Raw genomic sequence first — 19,468 nt, 5'->3', positions numbered from 1 at the left:
TGCCGAGACGAAAAAAGTCAGATATGATTGGTTTTAGCTGAAGCGATGGAGAAGTGAGATTTATGGATATTCAGAAGGTGCTTTGCTTTCTGGATGATTTGATTCTGGATCGCACCGGACAACACCTAGATGATGTGCAATTGGGTGTGATTGAAGGGGTGCTCAAGCGGCAGAAGTATAGCGAAATTGCTCAAGCCCTCAACTGCACGGAAGGCTATGCAAAAGATACTGGATATGAGTTGTGGAAAATTCTGTCAGACATTTTTCAAGAGGAAGTTAGCAAGAATAACTTGAAAACAGTTCTCTTGCGGAAAGGTATGATTTATAACTCAATTATTAATATCGGGGATAACAATACAGCGGGATCAGTTCACGCCTGTGGTGAAGAAGATGAGTCCCAGGATTTCCAGCGTGGTCAGAAAATAGCGAAGCTAGAAGCTGTAAAGCGATTGAGATCGATGGGCTTAACTGATCAGCAAATTTCAATTGCCCTTGATTTACCCATTGCGGATGTGCAAGGAGTGCCCAGCACTCAAAAATAGCCTGAATAGTGTAATAAGAAAGCTGGCAGGAGATTGCCTAAATTTCTGTCAGTAATCTTCTAGGGTAAATGGAAGCCTGATTAAGTAATCACGATCCTTATAACTCGTCTCCCATGCACCGAAATTTGCCTGATGCTATGGCTCAAATAAGAGTCTTTTACGAACCTGAAACGGAACTGCTCACTATCTTTTGGCAAGCGCCCCGCCTGAATCAAATCGCCACCAACCTCGGTGACGACATCATCTTGTTCAAAGATAGCGACACCCAAGAACCCATCGGCATCGAAATCCTGTCCTATCGCCCCGGTGACGATCGCCTCAATTGAAATTTTCGTCCGCAAGAAACTTCATACTTTAGAAGTAAATTAGTGACTCATCTGTCGCGCCAGGAGCCGATCGCGTAAACCCACTGGGCTATCAGTTGCTTCAATTCTTTGCTGTACTGTTACCGCCAAATTAGATCGCGATCGCAAATAGTCATCAACTTCCGATCGATGTCGCAAATAATATCCCAACACAGAATAGATATCAGCCAACTGAAGCGAAGGATATTGCTCTTGAATCTCCTCAGCTAAATTGCCTTCTAGAAATGCCAAGATTACTGTGTCCAATGTCACGCGAGTTCCTCCCACGCGAATGACACCCGTAGCATCAATGGCTAAAGGAACAGTTTCTGTCACTGGCATAATTAACATCTCAAAGCCTCCTAATTGATTGGTTCATTTGCTAAGTGCAATTTCTATATAAGGGCGCATTTGGTAGCTTTGGAGATCAAAATTTAATTTATAGCGATCAATGTCGTTGCCCTCACAGTACCTGCATCCTTGATTGGGGATTAGTCTGGTAGCTGTGCGATCGCGAATCTGCATCAACTTCACTGGCAAAATCGGCAATATTGATATGCGTCACTTTAAGCGAAACGGTAAGCTTGGTGGTCTTAACAATCGAGTTAAATGGCTTCTTGGATTGCTTCACTGGCAAGGGGCAACTCCTCCACAGAAGGCAGCCGCTCGATCGTGAATTCGGGCTTGCGAGATCCGGCCAAACTTTGCAGGAGCTTCGGCTTGGGATCATGAAGTAAATAGATGAGCCGATCGCCCGCTAACCATGGGTCATGGGCAGAAACCACCATCAGCCGATCGTCCCGAGCAATTAGCAAGGGAATTAATTCTCCGGTGCGAATCAGGGCCGTGAGATGGGCATGTTGCAAGTCTAAATCGGTCGATCGCATGATCGTTTCTCCGAGTTTGACCGCCCGATCGCTCACCAATTGATTCCACTCCTTGAGGCTGCGTTGGGTGGCAAAGGCGGGTTGCACCTTGCTGCTGCGTTTGGCTTGGCCATTGCCGTTGCTGTTCTCTTCGGTGGGAACGGCGGCCAAGACCCGAGGCGGGGCGAATTCTTCGGCGGCGCGTTGGGCCAAAACCGCATTCACTTCCCCATTGCTGGTGGCCGCGAGGAACGTTCCCACGGACTCCAAACCGGCCGCTTCCAAAACGGCCGTGTCGAGGGCGCTGCTGGAAAACACGCGGAATCCGGCGCTTTCGGCTTGCTTGCAGGCTTCCGGGTCGGTTTCCACGATCGCCACCGCTTCCCCGCGATCGGCAAACAGCCGTGCCACCAGCAATCCAACAGGCGTGGCCCCGGCGATCGCGATGCCACGCCGCTCCGTGGAGGTTAACCGCAGCCAATCGGCTACCCAGCCCGCCGTCAGGCCTTGGGCGGTGACCGTGGTGGCGATCGTCAAAAACACCAAGGCTTTGATGGACTCGCCGCCGGTAATGCCCCCTTGGGTCAACAAAATCGAGAACAGGGAGGCCACGGACGCGGAAACAATTCCCTTGGGAGCCACCCAACCGGCAAATAGTTTTTGTCGCCAATTAAAGTCGCTACCGGCGGTGCAAAGCCACACGTTCAGCGGGCGCACCACCAACATCAACACCAAAACGGCGGCCAAGCCGCCCCAACCAAGGGTGAAAACGCTGGCGAGGGAGAGGTCTGCCGCCAACAGCACAAACAGAACGGAGATGGCCAGCAGGGTCAGTTGCCCTTTGAAGCGGCGTAGGGTGCGGGCTTCAGGCAGCTCAGCGGCCCGGAGAACAATGCCTGCAATGACCACTGCCATCAGGCCGGATTCGCTGGCGGTTTGTTGCGACAGGCTATACAGGCCCCAGGCTCCGGCCAAAACGGTTAAATTCCGAAGGTCATCGGAGAGGAAGGGGGCCCGCCGCAGGAAGGCAGCGATCGCCCAGCCGCCCAACCCACCGATCAAACTGCCGGATCCCAAGCGCCATAACATGCCGGCCAGGATGGCGCTGGGGTCGCCCCCGCCGTCGATGATGATGTCGAGGACGACGACGGCCAAGATCGCCCCGATCGGGTCAATTAATACGCCTTCGCTTTCGAGGAGGGCTGAAACCTGCCGATCGACTTGAATATTTTTCAGCAGGGGGCCGATGACCGTGGGCCCGGTCACCACCACCAGGGAGGAGTAGAGCAGGGCGATCGGCCAAGGAAACTCCGCTAACCAGTGGGCCGCCATGCCGCCGCCCGCAAAGGAAACCAACGTCCCGATCGTCACCAAGTTGCGCAGGCTGCCGGAGACTTTGCCCACATCGCGCAACTCCAGGCCCAGACCCCCTTCAAACAAAATGAGGGCCACTGCCAAGGAAACGATCGCCTCCAGGGCTGGCCCCAACTGTTGCGGGTCGATCGCCCCGAGGCCGCTGCGCCCCAGGCTAATTCCAAACACCAGCAGGCAAACGATGCCGGGCAGCCGCAACCAGGCCGCCACAATTTGGGCCCCGATGCCCACCAAAACGGCCAGGATGAGGGTTTGGGCAATCTCAGCCACAGTTGCCTCCCGCGCGATCGCCCCAAGGATGGGGATCGCGGCTGTCTTGGGTCACAATTCCCTGACGTTTGCCGAGGATACCATGCTCCGCAAGATGCCCCGCGAGGTGCCCCGCTAACCGGTAATGCTGTGAATTGAAGGGCAACAGCAACAGCGCCATCGGGCGCAAGAACTCAGTAAAAAACCTCGCCTGCTCTCCCCCTCATGCTTGTGTTGAGGGTGTTTTGGACAAAACTAGGGAGTTGGATTGGGAGCAATTGAGAGCCTCCCAAGGCGGGGACGGCCAAAACCGCTTGTGGGCCAGTATATCGCAGGGGCCCCCGGGGCCCCTGAAGGTGATCTTTATCGGCCAATGCCTACGTAGTGGAAACCTGCGGCCTCCAAAGCCGCCCGATCGAGGAAGTTTCGACCATCAACCACCGTGGGATTGTGCATGGCTTTGGCCATCTTGGCGTAATCCAGGGTGCGGAATTGTTCCCATTCCGTGACAATCACCAGCGCATCGCAACCATCCGCCAGCAGCTCGGGATCGGTTTCCACATAGACGTTGGAGAGGCCGTGGCGCATTCCGGTTTGGGAAACGATCGGGTCGTAGGCCTTCACCTTCGCGCCCAAGCGACTGAGCTGTTCAATCAAAATCAGGGACGGTGCATCGCGCATGTCGTCCGTGTCGGGCTTGAAGGTGAGGCCCAACAGGCCGATCGTCTTGCCCTTCAGGATTTTGAGGGTCTGTTGCAACTTCTCGATCGCGATCGCCCGTTGCCGTTGGTTCACGTTCACCGCCGCCTTCAGCAGTTCCGCATCGTAACCATAGTCACTGGCCGTATGCACCAGGGCAGACACATCTTTCGGGAAACAGGAACCGCCCCAGCCAATCCCCGCATTCAAGAATTTCGGGCCAATCCGCGAATCTAAGCCAATGCCCTTGGCCACTTGGGTCACATCGGCCCCCACCCGATCGCAGATATTAGCCACTTCGTTGATGAAGCTAATCTTGGTGGCCAAAAATGCATTGGCCGCATATTTCACCATTTCCGCCGAGGCCAAATCCGTCGTGACGATCGGCACCGGAGGCAGGGCTTGGTTTTCTGCAAAGTCGCGCCGGACGATCGGGTCATACAACTCGCTCATCATCCCCAGTGCCTTGGGGTCATTGCTGCCCAGCACAATCCGATCGGGGTTGAAGGTGTCGTAAATGGCCGAACCTTCCCGCAAAAATTCCGGATTGCTGACTACCGCAAAGGCCGGCTCCGGTTGACCCGGCGAATTTTCCTTAAAGGAATCGAGCACGATGGTGCGCACCCAGTCCCCCGAGCCGATCGGCACCGTGGACTTATTCACAATTACCTTATAGCTGCTGCCACTCTTCAGGCTGGTGCCAATGCCCCGGGCCACCGCTTCCACATAGCGCGTGTCACTTTCCCCCGTGGGGAGGGGCGGCGTACCCACGGCAATGAAGAGGATGTCGCTTTGATCAACCCCGGAAGCCAGGTCGCTGGTGAACTCGATCGTCCCCTCCGTCATGGCCGCCTGCATCAATTCCGACAGACCCGGCTCATAAATCGGGGATTGCCCCGACTTCATCAGCTTCACCTTTTCCTCGTTGTTGTCTACGCAGGTGACATGGTGGCCCGTGCGTGCCAAGCAAACTCCGGTGACCAAACCCACGTAGCCTGTTCCAATTACGCAAACACGCATAAATTCACCTTCTGTACAAGTGGAGTCCTTACAAGTGGGGGCATTCGGCAACCATTCAGCCGCATCCGGGCCAAATGGTGCAGACAAACTGAGATCCGTATTCCCTAGAGCCTGTCATCAGTCCGGTTGATTGCGACCGCCCGGATGGTTTCTGGCCCGGATGGTTTCTGGATGGTTTTGAGACGCTGCCTGTTCCAACTTGCCCCTTGGAGGATGTCTGAAACCCGTCTTGCAGCAATCGCCAAGTACTAGTTAGTAGTTGCGGGAACAAGGGGCTTAAGCCCCTTGTCTTTGTTGATCGCTCGGACAACTTGTCTTTGTCGATCGATTGGGCAAGCTGGTTATCAACTTTGGCTGCTTCAACACCCTCTTAGGCTTCAGCGATAATCCGTTGGCGGAAGTCCTCGATCGTCTTTTGCAGTCCTTCTTCCAGGGGCACTGTCGGCTCCCACCCCAGCCACAGCTTGGCGCGGGTGATGTCGGGACGGCGGCGGCGCGGATCGTCCTGGGGCAGGGGCTTATAGTCAATTTCCACGCCGGAACCCACCTGGGCTTGGACGGCTTTGGCTAGCTCCAAAATGGTGTATTCCCCGGGGTTACCGAGGTTAACGGGGCCAGTGTGGTCGGGGTTGTTCATCATCCGAATCAACCCATCCACCAAATCCGACACGTAACAGAAACTGCGGGTTTGGGAGCCGTCTCCATAAATGGTCAGGGGCTGGCCGCGCAGGGCTTGCACAATGAAGTTGCTGACCACGCGCCCATCGTTTTCCAACATCCGAGTTCCGTAGGTGTTGAAAATACGCACCACGCGGATGTCTACATTGTTCTGGCGGTGATAGTCAAAGGTGAGGGTTTCGGCAATCCGTTTGCCTTCGTCGTAGCAACTGCGGATTCCGATCGGGTTGACGTTGCCCCGATAGTCTTCGCTTTGGGGATGGACTTCTGGATCGCCGTAGACTTCGGAGGTGGAGGCCAGCAGGAACCGGGCTTTGACCCGTTTGGCCAAGCCCAGCATATTCATGGTCCCGATCGCGTTGGTTTTAACGGTTTTGACGGGATTGTATTGGTAGTGCACCGGAGAGGCAGGACAGGCCAGGTGATAAACCTGATCCACTTCCAGCCGAATAGCTTCGGTAATATCGTGGCGGACGAGTTCAAAGTTCGGGTGGCCCAGCCAGTGAACGATGTTGCGCTTGTGGCCGGTGTAGAAATTGTCGAGACAAATGACCTCATGACCGGCGTTCATTAGCCGATCGATCAAGTGCGAACCGATGAAGCCCGCGCCTCCGGTGACGAGGATTCTCATGGCAACGTTGCGCTAGGGGGTTTGAAATCCCCAATAACCTAGCACCTGGGATGAGGCGTTGGGTGTGTGGTGATGGATTTTCGAGGAATCGGGCGCGATCGAGGTGCGATCAAGGCGCGATCGGGTTGGCGGGCGCTGATCCCTGAGGCAAATCTTTAGCTGGCTGACGAACGCGAGTCCTTCCTAGTAGCGTGGCTGCCTTAATTCGCTGGGTTAAATGACATGGCTGTTACCGCCATCTGATCGTTAAGCAGCAAGATGTTCAAGCCCCTTGTTACCACGACTGGCTCCGCAACTTTGGCCCAATGTATTAAGCCTGTCATGCTACTAGTCTTCAAACCAAGCACTACGCCAGGCGGATTCGGCGGAGGCGATCGCTTGGCGATGCTGCACCTTCTCGTAGCGGGTGCGGAGTTGATCAAGCTGCTCCAGCACCTGTTGAATCGCGGCCCGCTGGGGTTTCAGGTCGGGGTTGCTAAAGTGAATTTCCGAGAGGCGCAAATGCACGGCCACCAGGCGAGTGGCTCCGTCGGAGTCGTTGTCGGAGTCGTCATCGTCTTCGCCTTGCATGATCAGCTCAATCAGGTTAGGCGAGTTGCCGGTGAAGTCGTCGAAGTCTCCCTTGGCTGCAATGTCCAGCATGGCGGGCGGGAGTTTGCGGGGCAGAATACCGGCCGAGCGTAATAGCTCGTTGGCCTGATGGGATTGGGAGCGAAGGGTGTTGTTGGTGAGCTGTTCGCGCGATCGATGCCATTGCAGCACGCGGCTGGGGTGGGTTGCCAGCGTTGCCAGCACTTCGGGCATTCCAGCATCCAGGTCGATCGCTGGGGGCCGGGGTTCGGGATCTGACTCCGGTTCTGAGTCGGCTGCTTCCTCTGAGTCGGCTGCCAGATCGTCGTCATCGCGCCCTGAGGATGAGTTTGCGTTGGATGAGTTCGCGTTGCGGGGGCGATCGCTCGTTTCGTCATCAGAATCTTCAGAATCTTCAGGATCTTCAGCGTCGTCCGCATCATCCCCCTCTAGCTCGATCGACTCGATATTGACCAATGAGTTAAAAGCTGCCGCTAGGGCCGCCGCCATTTCAGCGGTGCTGGGGCCCTCGTTGTCTTCGTTGTCTGCTCCGTTGGCCGAACGGCGACCGCTGGATTTGGGCCGCTCGATCGCCTCCACCTTCACAATCCGCTGTTTCCGCTCGGGCTTGGGAATGGGTAAACCCAGGTTTTGTGGCAACTGTTCAGACAGGTCGCGGGCCACCTGTCGCAGGGCCTGCTGTAGTTTTTGGCGCTCCATGAAAGGCAGGGCCAAAAACCGCTCAGGATACTTATGGGTACAGATGCGGTAGCTGGCCAAAATTAACTGTTGACCGGCGGCGGCTCCCAGGGTGCGCAAATAGCTCAAATCCGCCTCGTATAAGGACTCCGCCAGCAATCGAGACCGATCGCTCAGCTCCGCCAATTCTTGCTCCAGTCGATGAATCGGGTCGGTCACGGGTGGTTTCGCCTCTTCTCTCTGCACCAGTTCAAATCCGTGCAAATTCCAATGTGCAAATTCAGGCTACATAAACTCAATTTGCTGTAATTTGCTGCAATTTGCACAAGCTCAAACAAATCCAATCTTCCAAACCAGGCTGAACAGTAAACCAGGCTGCACCAGACCAAGATAGGAACGATCGCCCCAACAGCACCAAAGGCACAGCCACGGATCGTTCGGACGGTTGCGCGATCGATCGGGCCATGCCTTCGGGTTTAATTCAGCCGTTGGGGCGACAAGCCGGACAAAACCGCCTTCCCCACAAATCGGATGGGCCATCCAGCCCCAGCCGTCCTATTTGTTGCCGGTTTGGGCAGCTACTTCCTCAGCGAAGTTGCTTGCTTGCTTCTCGATGCCTTCACCCAACACAAAGCGCTGGAAACGACGAACTTGGATGTTTTCCCCAATCTTCGCGATCGATTCCTTGATCAGTTCTTCCACGGTCTTGCTTTGGTCGCGGATGAACGGCTGAGGCAGCAAGCACAGCTCTTCCAGGCGCTTCTTAATCCGACCATCAACAATCTTTTCTTTCAGTTGCTCGGGCTTGCCGTCCAGGTCTTCGCGACCCATTTCGATCGCCTTCTCACGAGCCACCACGTCCTCGGAAATTTCCGAAGTCGAAATAAACTCCACATTCGGGCAAGCGGCAATTTGCATGGCGATGTTGCGCACCAGCTCCCGGAATTCATCGCGCTTGGCCACAAAGTCCGTTTCGCAGTTCACTTCCACCAGCACGCCGATCCGACCGCCGGTGTGGATGTATGCATCAACCAGCCCTTCAGCGGCAACGCGGCCCGCTTTCTTGCCAGCGGAGGCGATGCCCTTTTGGCGCAGCCATTCGGTGGCCTTTTCGATGTCGCCGTTGTTTTCTGCCAGGGCTTTTTTGCAGTCCATCATGCCCGCGCCGGTACGTTCGCGCAGGTCTTTAACCAGCTTTGCCGAAATCTCTGCCATGGGGCCCTCGTTACCTAAGCGTTTGCAAGCGTTGTCGTGAACTGTGCAGCAGTTATTTGCCGTTGATTGTAAAACCTGACGAGTCAGGACGGGGTTAAGCTTGCCCTAACCCGGCTCGCCCGATCGATATCAACCAATAAACTGAGCTGAAAATATACTGAGCTGAACCGAGACGAATGAACCGAAGAAGCGACAGAAATTAGGACAGTTAATTGAGCCAAAGCTTGGTGAGCCAAAGCTTGGTGAGCCAAAGCTTGGTCAGCCAAAGCCTGGTGAGCCAAAATCTGACGGTGTTCGATCCGGTTCGATCGACCAGCGCCGACCCTTGCGACCTGATCGATCGATCCAGACAGTGACTCAACCAGTGATTTCAACGCCTGACTTCTTCGGATCTCGCAGCGGAAGAATCAGAATTTTGCCGATCCGAGGACAAGTCTTGAAGACAGACCTTAGGCTTCGGTGCTTTCTTCTTCTTCGTACTCTTCTGCGTCGTAGTCGTACTCTTCGTCGAAGGCTTCGTCTTCGCTATCCAATTGACCGTGGCGACCTTCATAGATCGCATCGGCCAGCTTGCCGATGATCAGCTTGATCGATCGAATTGCGTCGTCGTTGGCGGGAATGGGCACATCCACCGTATCGGGATCGCAGTTGGTGTCCAGCAGCGCCACGATCGGGATCCCCAGCTTCACGCACTCTTGCACCGCGTTGTATTCCCGACGTTGGTCAACCATGACCACGATGTCAGGCAGCTTGCGCATGTGCTTAATGCCGTTCAGGTACTTTTGCAGCTTGGCCATTTCGCGGCGCAGCACCGAAGCTTCCTTCTTGGGCAGCAGGTCAAGACCGCCGGTTTCTTCGCGGCGCTCCAGTTCCTTCAGCCGATCGGCCCGGCTCTTGATCGTGGTCCAGTTGGTGAGCATCCCGCCCAACCAACGCTGGTTCACATAGAAACTGCCGCAACGGCTAGCCTCTTGGGCCACGATGCCAGCAGCTTGGCGCTTGGTGCCCACAAACAGCACGCGCTTGCCTTGCTCGGAGGCTTCGCGCAGAAATTGATAGGCATATTCCATGCACTGGGCGGTTTGCACCAGGTCAATGATATGCACGCCGTTGCGAGCCGCGAAGATGTAGGGCGACATCTTGGGGTTCCAGCGGCTAGCCTGGTGTCCAAAGTGAACACCCGCATCGAGCATTTGGGTAAGGGATACGACTGCCATGGTTGGCGATTTCTCCTGATATTCGGGTTTATCCTCCATCCAGCGAGCGATTTTGCAGAAGGCGAAAGGCTGACTAGCTCAGGGTTTGCGACCTTGGCTTCGGCTCTTTGGCAACCAACAAAACACCCGAAACGCTGGATGTGCGTTTTAGAGAGCTTGACTAGGGTATCACGGGGGGTGCGATCGCGATATTCTTTTGCAAGCGTCCGCTGAGGCGCAAGGCCGATTCCCTAAGGATGCCCCCATGATCTCTTCTCCGGCTCGATCGATTCCTGGGTCTGAGTTGCCCTTGGATGATCGCCCCGACATCTCGATCGTTGTGCCCATCCACAATGAAATTGAAAGCCTGCCTCATCTGCTGGATGCCATTACGGCGGCGATGGAACCAACGGGCGATCGCTACGAGATTGTTTGTGTGGATGATGGATCGCGGGATGGCTCCGGCGATTGGCTGAAGCAGGCGGCGATCGAGCGCCCCAACCTGCGATCGGTGATTTTGCGACGTAATTATGGTCAAACCGCGGCCATGGCTGCGGGGTTCGATCGCTCTCTGGGCCACACGATCGTGACCCTGGATGCAGACTTACAAAACGACCCCCAAGACATCCCGGCCCTGCTGGAGAAGCTCAACGAGGGCTATGACCTGGTGACCGGTTGGCGGGTCAAGCGCCAAGATGCGGCCGTGACCCGACTGTTGCCCTCGCGGATTGCCAACGCCATCATTCGCCGGGTCACGGGTGTGCGTGTGCGGGACTATGGCTGCTCGCTCAAGGCCTACCGCGCTGAATTACTGGCCGATATGAACCTTTACGGCGAATTACACCGATTTTTGCCCGCCTTGGCCTTCATGGAAGGGGCCAGAATCACAGAAATTCCCGTGCGTCACCATGCTCGCCAGTTTGGCCAAAGTAAATATGGACTGGGCCGCACGATCCGGGTCGTGATGGATTTGCTGACCATTTGGTTCATGAAAAAATTTCTGACCCGGCCGATGCATGTGTTTGGCCCCCTGGGGTTGGGGCTAATTGCGATCGGGGGAGTTCTGTTTATCTATCTGATTGCGATCAAAGTCTTTTTGGCCCAGGCCATTGGCGATCGCCCCCTGTTGACCATTGCCACCGTGTTGTTGCTGGCGGGTTTTCAATTCTTCTGCTTTGGTCTGTTGTCGGAGTTGACCATGCGCACCTATCACGAATCCCAGGGCCGACCGATTTATCGAATTCGGGAGGAAGTGGGCTAGTCAACGGTTAATCAAGTTGATCAATGATCAACCTGATCAAGTTGATCAGCAGCAGCTAATCCGCAGCTAATCCGCATTAATGGCTTGAGTAATGGCTTGGCGGTGGTTGAGCGACACCGAATTCACAGGCCGATCGGCTTGTGGGGAAGCTGTGAAAAGACGTTGACATGAAAAGATTTTGCCAAGGGGCGATCGCGGCCTGGGGCCAAGTGGCGCTTCATTGCATTTTTGTCACATTCGCTACAATGATCAGTCCTATCGCCAGCGTGTAAGCACCTGAAGTTGCCGTGTTATCGCTGTTTCGATCGCTGCCGGCCCACAGTCGGCGGAATTTGTTGTTTTTAGCGGGGGCGGCCTTCCTGTTTTGGTGCAGCATGGCTTCGCAACTGCCGGTGCTGTCCTTATATGTGCGTCAAACGGGCGGCAACGATAGCCAAGTGGGGCTTGTGATGGGAGCCTTCGCGATCGGGCTGCTGCTATCGCGCCCGCAGTTGGGCCAGTTGGCTGATCTCCAAGGCCGGCGGCGGGTGTTGCTGCTGGGAACCGTGGTGGCGGCGATCGCCCCGATCGGCTACGGCTTGGTCACCTCCGTACCCCTCCTGATGTTGGTGCGCATTTTCCATGGACTGAGCATTGCCGCCTTCACCACCGGCTACAGCGCTTTGGTGGTGGATTTGTCTCCTCCGGAGCGAAAAGGGGAGCTAATTGGCTACATGACCCTAACTCAGCCGGTGGGTGTGGCGATCGGCCCGGCCCTGGGCAGCTATTTGCAAACGGCCTATGGCTTTTGGCCCACCTTCATTGTGGCCGCCAGCTTTGGGACGGCCGCCACGATCGGGATGAGCTTTATTCAAGAAACAGCTCCCCCAGCGGAGGATCCTGCCGCCAGCTCATCCGACAGTGCGGAGCGTTTTTGGGCCAAGTTGGCCACGCCCGCTCTGCGGACTCCAGCCCTGGTGATGCTAACGATCGGGCTGGTGTTTGGTACGCTCAGCACCTTTGTGCCGCTCTTGATTGTGGAGAGCCGCGTGGCCCTGATTCCCGGCCTGTTCTACACCGCCGCCGCCGTGGCCAGCTTCAGCGCCCGATTTTTAGCGGGCAAACAGTCCGATCGGCTGGGCCGCGGTGCGTTCATCACTCTCAGCTTGGTCTGTTATGTGGTGTCCATGGGCTTGCTGGCCCAGGCGGAATCCGTGGCGGGATTCATCGTAGCCGCCTTGCTCGAAGGATTGGGGGCTGGGTTGCTGATTCCCTCGATTGTGGCCCTAGTGTCCGATCGGGTTCCTGCCCACGAGCGCGGCCGCAGTTTTTCCCTGGTGTTGCTGGGGTTTGATTTGGGCATTGCGATCGCTGGGCCCGGTTTGGGGGCCGTGTCCGATGCCTTGGGCTATCGGGTGTTGTTCGCGATCGCCTCTGGGCTGGCTTTGGTGGCGTTGATGATGTTTATCACCCTTTCGAGCAAGTCCGTGGGGCGATCGATCCGGTTCGCCTTGGGGCGATCGCCGGATGTCTATGCCCTCAGCCCTTCGGAATCCCACTAGATTCTGATTGCCGTTATCTAACCTCTGGATTCCTGGCCTAACCCGGCCTCTGGATCAACCCTCACCCCATCAGCACCCAGCCCAGAACTCAATCCGACGAGGACTCCGGGCGGGTGCTGATCACCGAAGGCGAAGCCGCGATCGGTGAAGTGGCGGAACCGTTTTGGGGCGATCGATGGGCGATCGCCGTGGAGCGCCGTTCCGTGCCCCGGCTGGGGTAGCTCGATTGGCGGGTGGGAATCTCGATCGTGAAAGTGCTGCCCAAGCCTTCCTGGGACTCGCACAGCAGGCGGCCATGATGTCGCTCCGTCACCACCTGATAGCTAATGGATAATCCCAGCCCCGTTCCCCGGCCGACTGCTTTTGTGGTGAAAAACGGGTCAAATAGCTGCGCTCGGATGGCTTCTGGAATCCCCGCTCCATTGTCCGAAATGGAAATTTGTACCCAATGGTTATCCAAAATCGGGCGAGTGGAAATCACAATTTGCGGCTGAAAACTCTTCCCCTCAACCTGATAGCGATCTTCCAAGGCATCCAAAGAATTGGCCAAAATATTAATAAATACCTGATTGAGTTGGCCCGGGTGACATTCCACCAAACTCAGATGCCCATAGTTGCGAATCACCTGCGTGGAGGGATGTTTATCGCTACCTCGCAATCGGTGATTCAAAATGGTCAGAGTGCTTTCGAGGTCATCGTGCAGATTCACTTCCTTCAGTTCTGATTCATCCATTCGCGAGAAGGTGCGCAGGGATTTAATAATGGCTTTAATCCGATCGGCTCCCATTTTCATGGAAGTAAATAGTTTAGGTAAGTCCTGACTGAGATATTCAAAATCAATGTCTTCTAGATGCTCAGCGATCGGCTGAATTGCTTCAAAATCAAAATATTCTCGACAAAGCAAAATTAAATCGAGCAAATCAATGGCATATCGTTTGGCATGATCCAAATTGCCATAGATAAAATTCACGGGGTTATTAATCTCATGGGCCACGCCCGCCACCAACTGGCCCAAGCTTGACATCTTCTCCTGTTGGATCAGTTGAGCCTGCGTGTGGCGCAATTCGATAATGGTTTCTTCTAGGTCTTTGGCCTGTTGCCGCAACCGCATTTCCGATTCCCGCAAGGCCACTTCCACCGCTTCTCGATCGCTCGCATCCCGAGCAATGACCCCCAAACAGAGAGGATCATTCGTTTGGGGATGGCGAATCACGAAAATGGTGTAATCAACAGGAATATAACTTTGGGCTTGCAGATTCCACAGCCGAAAAGCCCCGCTCCAAGTGCCATCCCTGAGGGCGATCGGGTGAATGAGTCCAGCCGCGATCGGGCGATCTTCCACCGCAAAAAAGTCCATGAGCTGGTGATTTTGGGCCGCCAATAAATTAGGCAACCCCACCAGGGCCAAGCCCGCCCCGTTCATATATAAAACTTCGCCATCCAGGCTGGTAATGCCAATGAGATTCGGGCTGTTTTCCACCAGCGCGGCCAGTTGGCGGCGCTCTTGATCCGCCTGCCGCTTCAGGGTCACATCCGAAAACAAACTGACACAACCCATGTAGGAACCATCTGCGTCATGGATGGGGCTGACTCGCAAAAAAATCGTCAGCATTTGCCCTCGGGTGCTTTTCATGGTCACCTCGCCCACCCAAGAGCGATCCGATCGCACCAAGTCATAGATCGCCTGCCAAGTTTGCGGCTGGGCGTAGAGACTAGCCATGCCCCCCGCCGCCACCAGTGCCGATAGCTCATCCACCTGGAACAACCGCGCAAAAGCCCCGTTGTGATAAATCGGTTGCCCCTCCGTATCAACCAACGCCACCGCCTCGCTGGTGCTATCCAGGGCATAGCGATAGCGCATTCGATCTTTGTGCACGGTTTTGCGCGATCGCTTGAGGCGAGATTCTGCTTGCTTGAAGGAATTCACCTCCATCAAAGTGCCATGCCACAAAATCGAACCATCTGCCAATAGCTCCGGTTCTGAGGTGGCATAAACCCAACATTCCTGGTGTTGATGACCCTCAAATCGCCCTTGCCAAAACCAGGACGATCGATTGCGGGCGGCTGCTTGGAGCGATCGGTGAAAAGCCCGGCGATCGCGGCTATGAATGCGCGACAACAAACAGTGACTATCGGCCATGATTGCCTCTGCCGAAAGACCAAATAGTCGATAGCAGCTTTCACTAATAAACAGAAATGACAATCGGCCATCACGATCCATTAGAAGCTGATAAGCAACCCCTGGCATCTTGCTGAGGAGTGTATGAAGAGCAGAATTTTGCGCGATATCATGCATGGTTTAGAGCTGAGAAGAAGTGGAAGCATTGCGCAGATTGTTGTTAAAACAATCAAGTCTCGCTGGTCAATGCCAATGATGGGAGTCTAAAAAGATTAAGTAAGAAATTGAGTCACAATCGGATCAAGATCGAAATCAAAAAAAATTAACCCAACGGTATCCTTTAAGCAACTTTCAACCGATCAAAACAGATCAAAGATGCATTGAGAAATGATGATAATCTCCATCCATCACGATCACTGTGAGTCTTTGGAGTAAAGGATGCGCGGATTGGGAATGGAAGGATTACCGAGTTAACCAAGGTTGGTGGTTCTCGACTCATCATTTCTCAGTGCTGCTTTGAATGTAACGGCTTTGAATGTAAAATCATCCTCCTATAAATCGATTGAGAAAGCTAGATTGAAGCTTGATCAATGGTTCGTTGTGAGATTTTTCGAAGATTTAAAGCAATGAACGCTGATTGTATTGTGGCGAAGATTGTCACAACCCGTATGGAAATTTAAAAAAATGTAAAAACTCTTGAGAAAGCTCTGATCCCCTGAAATTTTATAAGCTTTCTTTAAAAAAATGCAAAAGCAGACTCATTCATCGGTTTTATGAAGAAAATCTCAAGAAGTGTATTGAATTGGTCTAAGAGGGGCTGAAAATTGGGCTTTGCTCCTGTGATCTTGATCTAAGTCAGGTGCAATTTGAGAAGATTTTCAGGAAAAATGATTCAATTTTAATAAATGGCGGTCTTTTTTTGACTGGAGAACCGTGATCGAAAAGAAGCTTATGTTGGCACATTGATCCAGGGCATAGCAAGAAAACAAGCCCCGGTTCAAGGCCCCTTAAAGAGCAAACCATGGAAGTCATTCATCGAGGTATCTAGGGGGGAGCTACGATGAATCGCTTACTTTTACCAATTGATCCCTGTCGATCCGGCAACCCGGCCAGAATCCGTTGGGTTGCTGGTTCGATCGCGCGGGTTCCTCTGGTGTTGCCCTTCAGCCCAGGCTTCTGGGAGGCTTTTGGGTTGGCTTCCGGTCGTTGACCCAAAAGAAAAGGGTACAAGCCCCGCCCTTCTAGGGCGGCTTTGGTTGCTAGAATGAAAATGGTTGAAATCCCCACCTCATCTTGCAGCGATATACCAGCCGTTGGGCTGTGAAACCGGGACTGGGACAGCGAGAGGGAAAGAATCTGAGGGCAACGGAGAAGCCGACCCGAAGACACCCAATTTAGTCGCGGGCGGGCAGTCCGAGACTCTAAACGGACGTGGAGGGAGCGTCAGACTGGCTTGCCGGCAGCACCCTATGAAGCGTCAACCCGTGGTCTAGTCGAGCAACTTCGGTTGTTTGCCTAGGGCCGGAATCCCCGCTCCTTTAGGACGGGGAGGATGTCAAGAACCAGGCGATCGCCCCAAACGACTGAACCCAGATGCTGGGGGCAACTGGGCACAGGGTGAAGATGGGTTCAAGGGTCTGACTTTCGGGCCATTCGCTCAACTTTGGGCTGAAAGATGGGTTCACGAAACATCCATTTCAGCAAGTCCAGTTCAGCGAGTCCAGTCTAGGTTGGGCAAACCTGCGCCTACTTCAGCCAATATTTAGCCGATATTCAGCCGATCGCAGGCTATATCACGTCCTATACAACGTCAAAAAGAACGGTGGTCATGTAGCGATCGGCCCAATCGGCTCCAAAGGCTTTTTCCAACACACGGCGGGTTTTATCGTTTTGCAATTGCTGTTGGCAATAGCGCCGCTGACCCATTTCAATGGCGGCAATTTCAGCGGCATCTTCTGTGGGCGAAAGGGCGATCGCCTGTTGGCAGTGCAGCCGCAAAAAGTCACCAATGCGGGTCACAATTTGTGCCTCTTCTTGGGCATTTTCGGACCGCACAAACAGGCAGTGAGCGGAAAAAATGGTGCCCCAACTGGGGAATGTCCGTTCTTGGCTGAAAACCAATTCTGGTAAGGCGCTGAGGGCTTGGTCATAGGGGCTGGGCAAGGCGCGATCGTCCATCACGGGTGACAAGTCCGCGATCGCCATGCTCAGTTGCCCCCGTCCAGCCACCAAATCAGATCCAAACATGGGCAGAGCAAAGGTCGATCGAGGAAACATGACACAATGCAAAATATCCAAAGCACTGCCCACTTGCGCCAGTTCCAAGTGAATTTTACGAAATTCGCGAGTTTGGTAGCAGCGATTTTCAATAATTAATTTTTCGCCTTCTAGGGTTCCTTCCACATACCCCAAGTCCTCGGGCATTTGGTAGGGTTCTAGGTTCAATTCCGATTGCCAAATTTGCTCGATCGCGTTGGCAACGGCGGTAATGGTGGGATGCAGTCGATCGCGCAAGGAACCTGGCTTGATAGGCGTTTCCAAAGACATTTCAGAAGTCATGATGATTGTTGAATTTTTGAATGATTTGAATGAACTGAACCTTGAATGAACTGAACTTTGAATGACTGAAATTTGAGTGATTGAGCTTGGGATGAATAAAGCGTCCTAAAACCCCATAGGCAACCATTCCAAAATGGGCGCTGGAACCATTTCTCGGCTGTCTAAGATCTGCACCACAATCAGATAAATTGCCCCCAACAGCAACGAAATTGCGCCAGTGGCAATGGCTACCCACTTTGATCGGGTCATGGGGGTTCCTCGCAAGGTTTAGGGTGTTTTCGCGGTATTTTCGGAATTGACCAAGTTGGCTGGGGTACTGAAAGTCTCAGTGTCCCGAATCATCGGCCCAACAGGGGCCTTGTGCATTCTTCAGTCTAAGGCTCGCCGGGCCAAGGGAGATCGTCTGCTGGCCCAATGCAAAACCCACATGCACAGGGTTCATGAACAGCACAATGGGGATTGCGACAAAATTGGTGCATTGGCTGGATCTGGATGCCTTCTGTCTCGATCGCGCTGTACTGCATTGATCTTGTGCTGGTCTTGTACTGATCTTGTATTGGTCTTGCTGTTACTGGCTTTGCTGTGCTGAATGCATTCCGCCTCGATCGACCCCTGTTGCCTTGACCCGTACTGTTTTGATCTTGCTGCATTAACCTTGCTGCGTTGCTATGGAACTGGAATCCTGGATTGTTGAAGCCCACAACATTCGCAAAACCTACCGCACTGGTTTTTGGCTCAATCAATTGGTCACCACTTTGCGGGGTGTGTCCTTGGCGGTGCGATCGGGTGAGACCTTTGGCCTGTTGGGGCCCAACGGGGCGGGCAAAACCACCCTGCTCAAAATTTTGCTGGGAATTGCCAACCCAACGGCCGGGAGCGGCACGGTGCTGGGGCGGCCCTTGGGCGATCGAGCCGTGAAGCAGCGAGTGGGCTATTTGCCGGAAAATGCCTATTTCTATGACCACCTCACCGGTTGGGAATATTTGGAGCAGGCGGCGGCCCTGTTTCAAATTCCGCGTGCCGTTGCCCAAAAGCGCATCGTGGAACTGCTTGATTGGGTGCAACTGTCCGAAACGGCGGCCCGCAAAAAACTGATGAAGCAATATTCCAAAGGTATGTTGCAGCGAGTGGGCATGGCCCAAGCGCTGATCAATGATCCGGAGGTAATTTTTCTGGATGAGCCGATGTCGGGCCTTGATCCGATCGGGCGGCATCAGTTTCGAGAAATTGTGCTGACTCTGAAGGAGCGCGGCAAGACGATTTTCTTCAATAGCCACATCCTCTCCGATGTGGAGCAAGTGTGCGATCGGGTGGCTATCTTGGCCCAAGGAGAGTTGCTCTGTGTGGGATCTTTGGATGAACTACTGGGCCCTAGCAGTACCTATCGCGTTGTGGGCCGAGGGGGGACACCGGAGGCGATCGCGTCGTGGCTGACGGAGGCGGATTTTCAGGGCGATCACTGGCGCGGTTTGCTGAAGGGCGATCCGGCTGAGTTTCTGCGGGCGATCGACCAGGCCCAAGCCCAAGTGCTGAGCCTGAACCTTCAGCGCCCTTCCCTGGAGGATTTTTTCATGAACCTGATCCGCGATCGACAAGTTCGCCCCAGTTAGCCCTTGCGGTTGCTGGGCCTCGGGGCAAGGGGCTTAGGGCCTGTCATCAAATCGCCTGAAACCCTGATGACCTCGTTCTTTAAACCAATCAATCGTAGGGGCGGGGTCTCCCCGCCCAGTTCCAGGGTCTCCCCGCCCAGTTCCAGGGTCTCCCCGCCCAGTTCCAGGAAACTTCAGCGGCTTCGGCACCGGCCCGCTGGGCTAAATCGAGTAATTGCTCCGGTTCGATCGCACCTGTGGCGATTCCGTTGGTTGCAGAAACTTCCGGCCACTCAGCAGCACCCATAGGGCAATT

At 54.4% G+C, this 19,468-nt stretch carries 16 protein-coding genes; 5 read left to right on the top strand and 11 right to left on the bottom strand.

Annotated features, from left to right (window positions below):
* The first annotated feature begins 62 nt into the window (after nucleotides 1-62).
* Both VPK24_RS06625 and VPK24_RS06620 read left to right on the top strand, forming a co-directional pair.
* A complete protein-coding gene (locus VPK24_RS06625; protein ID WP_393011526.1) occupies nucleotides 63-542 on the top strand; it encodes a hypothetical protein in 480 nt (159 codons plus the stop codon).
* Nucleotides 543-679: 137 nt separating this feature from the next.
* Nucleotides 680-868, top strand: a complete 189-nt coding sequence (locus VPK24_RS06620; protein ID WP_099533041.1) for a hypothetical protein — start codon at nucleotides 680-682, stop codon at nucleotides 866-868.
* Nucleotides 869-907: 39 nt separating this feature from the next.
* Here VPK24_RS06620 and VPK24_RS06615 read toward each other — a convergent pair whose 3' ends face one another.
* The 8 genes from VPK24_RS06615 to rpsB form a co-directional block, all read right to left on the bottom strand.
* A complete protein-coding gene (locus VPK24_RS06615; RefSeq protein WP_393011524.1) occupies nucleotides 908-1,237 on the bottom strand; it encodes a DUF433 domain-containing protein in 330 nt (109 codons plus the stop codon).
* A gap of 254 nt (nucleotides 1,238-1,491) precedes the next feature.
* Complete coding sequence (locus VPK24_RS06610; RefSeq protein ID WP_099533025.1) at nucleotides 1,492-3,396, bottom strand: cation:proton antiporter; 1,905 nt, start codon at nucleotides 3,394-3,396, stop codon at nucleotides 1,492-1,494.
* Complete coding sequence (locus tag VPK24_RS06605) at nucleotides 3,389-3,556, bottom strand: hypothetical protein (RefSeq protein WP_393011521.1); 168 nt, start codon at nucleotides 3,554-3,556, stop codon at nucleotides 3,389-3,391. The genes VPK24_RS06610 and VPK24_RS06605 overlap by 8 nt, the downstream gene beginning before the upstream one ends.
* A gap of 182 nt (nucleotides 3,557-3,738) precedes the next feature.
* The gene (locus VPK24_RS06600) at nucleotides 3,739-5,094 is read right to left on the bottom strand and encodes a UDP-glucose dehydrogenase family protein (RefSeq protein WP_393011519.1); all 1,356 of its coding nucleotides are present in this window, start codon (nucleotides 5,092-5,094) and stop codon (nucleotides 3,739-3,741) included.
* A 370-nt stretch (nucleotides 5,095-5,464) separates the two neighbouring features.
* The gene (locus VPK24_RS06595) at nucleotides 5,465-6,403 is read right to left on the bottom strand and encodes a UDP-glucuronic acid decarboxylase family protein (RefSeq protein WP_393011517.1); all 939 of its coding nucleotides are present in this window, start codon (nucleotides 6,401-6,403) and stop codon (nucleotides 5,465-5,467) included.
* A 327-nt stretch (nucleotides 6,404-6,730) separates the two neighbouring features.
* Complete coding sequence (locus tag VPK24_RS06590) at nucleotides 6,731-7,891, bottom strand: hypothetical protein (RefSeq protein WP_393011515.1); 1,161 nt, start codon at nucleotides 7,889-7,891, stop codon at nucleotides 6,731-6,733.
* 336 nt (nucleotides 7,892-8,227) lie between these two features.
* Nucleotides 8,228-8,887, bottom strand: coding sequence for a translation elongation factor Ts (gene tsf, locus VPK24_RS06585; protein ID WP_393011513.1), 660 nt, complete (start codon nucleotides 8,885-8,887; stop codon nucleotides 8,228-8,230).
* Nucleotides 8,888-9,336: 449 nt separating this feature from the next.
* Nucleotides 9,337-10,104 (bottom strand): 30S ribosomal protein S2, encoded by a 768-nt coding sequence (rpsB, locus tag VPK24_RS06580; RefSeq protein WP_099533040.1) that lies wholly within the window; start codon nucleotides 10,102-10,104, stop codon nucleotides 9,337-9,339.
* A 244-nt stretch (nucleotides 10,105-10,348) separates the two neighbouring features.
* On the opposite strand from rpsB, the gene VPK24_RS06575 reads away from it, so the two are divergent.
* On the top strand, nucleotides 10,349-11,344 hold the full coding sequence (locus VPK24_RS06575; RefSeq protein WP_393011511.1) for a glycosyltransferase: 996 nt from the start codon (nucleotides 10,349-10,351) through the stop codon (nucleotides 11,342-11,344).
* Between the two features lie 287 nt (nucleotides 11,345-11,631).
* A complete protein-coding gene (locus VPK24_RS06570; RefSeq protein ID WP_393011509.1) occupies nucleotides 11,632-12,885 on the top strand; it encodes an MFS transporter in 1,254 nt (417 codons plus the stop codon).
* 88 nt (nucleotides 12,886-12,973) lie between these two features.
* Here the strand turns inward: VPK24_RS06570 and VPK24_RS06565 are convergent, their stop codons facing one another.
* The 3 genes from VPK24_RS06565 to VPK24_RS06555 form a co-directional block, all read right to left on the bottom strand.
* Nucleotides 12,974-15,106 (bottom strand): ATP-binding protein, encoded by a 2,133-nt coding sequence (locus VPK24_RS06565; protein WP_393011507.1) that lies wholly within the window; start codon nucleotides 15,104-15,106, stop codon nucleotides 12,974-12,976.
* A gap of 1,698 nt (nucleotides 15,107-16,804) precedes the next feature.
* Entirely contained in the window at nucleotides 16,805-17,563 is a 759-nt protein-coding gene (locus VPK24_RS06560; protein ID WP_393011505.1) for a phycocyanobilin:ferredoxin oxidoreductase, read from the bottom strand.
* Nucleotides 17,564-17,668: 105 nt separating this feature from the next.
* Nucleotides 17,669-17,812 carry a hypothetical protein gene (locus VPK24_RS06555; RefSeq protein WP_099533016.1) on the bottom strand — a complete coding sequence of 48 codons (144 nt, stop codon included), beginning with the start codon at nucleotides 17,810-17,812 and terminating at the stop codon, nucleotides 17,669-17,671.
* A 419-nt stretch (nucleotides 17,813-18,231) separates the two neighbouring features.
* Between VPK24_RS06555 and VPK24_RS06550 the strand changes: the two genes are divergently transcribed.
* Nucleotides 18,232-19,173 carry an ABC transporter ATP-binding protein gene (locus tag VPK24_RS06550; RefSeq protein ID WP_190353884.1) on the top strand — a complete coding sequence of 314 codons (942 nt, stop codon included), beginning with the start codon at nucleotides 18,232-18,234 and terminating at the stop codon, nucleotides 19,171-19,173.
* The last annotated feature ends 295 nt before the right edge of the window (nucleotides 19,174-19,468 follow it).

Origin of the sequence: Limnothrix redekei LRLZ20PSL1 (genome assembly GCF_043235035.1) — a bacterium.
GTDB lineage: Bacteria > Cyanobacteriota > Cyanobacteriia > CACIAM-69d > CACIAM-69d > CACIAM-69d.
Note: the sequence above shows the minus strand (reverse complement) of the source record. Positions and strands in the feature narration are given on the sequence as shown.

Bases quoted from the DNA above. Each gene is read 5' to 3' on its own strand.
- rpsB (WP_099533040.1), bottom strand. From the start codon at position 10,104: ATGGCAGTCGTATCCCTTACCCAAATGCTCGATGCGGGTGTTCACTTT.
- VPK24_RS06620 (WP_099533041.1), top strand. From the start codon at position 680: ATGGCTCAAATAAGAGTCTTTTACGAACCTGAAACGGAACTGCTCACT.
- VPK24_RS06555 (WP_099533016.1), bottom strand. From the start codon at position 17,812: ATGACCCGATCAAAGTGGGTAGCCATTGCCACTGGCGCAATTTCGTTG.
- VPK24_RS06625 (WP_393011526.1), top strand. From the start codon at position 63: ATGGATATTCAGAAGGTGCTTTGCTTTCTGGATGATTTGATTCTGGAT.
- VPK24_RS06600 (WP_393011519.1), bottom strand. From the start codon at position 5,094: ATGCGTGTTTGCGTAATTGGAACAGGCTACGTGGGTTTGGTCACCGGA.
- VPK24_RS06550 (WP_190353884.1), top strand. From the start codon at position 18,232: ATGGAACTGGAATCCTGGATTGTTGAAGCCCACAACATTCGCAAAACC.
- VPK24_RS06605 (WP_393011521.1), bottom strand. From the start codon at position 3,556: ATGGCGCTGTTGCTGTTGCCCTTCAATTCACAGCATTACCGGTTAGCG.
- VPK24_RS06615 (WP_393011524.1), bottom strand. From the start codon at position 1,237: ATGTTAATTATGCCAGTGACAGAAACTGTTCCTTTAGCCATTGATGCT.
- VPK24_RS06575 (WP_393011511.1), top strand. From the start codon at position 10,349: ATGATCTCTTCTCCGGCTCGATCGATTCCTGGGTCTGAGTTGCCCTTG.
- VPK24_RS06560 (WP_393011505.1), bottom strand. From the start codon at position 17,563: ATGACTTCTGAAATGTCTTTGGAAACGCCTATCAAGCCAGGTTCCTTG.
- VPK24_RS06595 (WP_393011517.1), bottom strand. From the start codon at position 6,403: ATGAGAATCCTCGTCACCGGAGGCGCGGGCTTCATCGGTTCGCACTTG.
- VPK24_RS06565 (WP_393011507.1), bottom strand. From the start codon at position 15,106: ATGGATCGTGATGGCCGATTGTCATTTCTGTTTATTAGTGAAAGCTGC.
- tsf (WP_393011513.1), bottom strand. From the start codon at position 8,887: ATGGCAGAGATTTCGGCAAAGCTGGTTAAAGACCTGCGCGAACGTACC.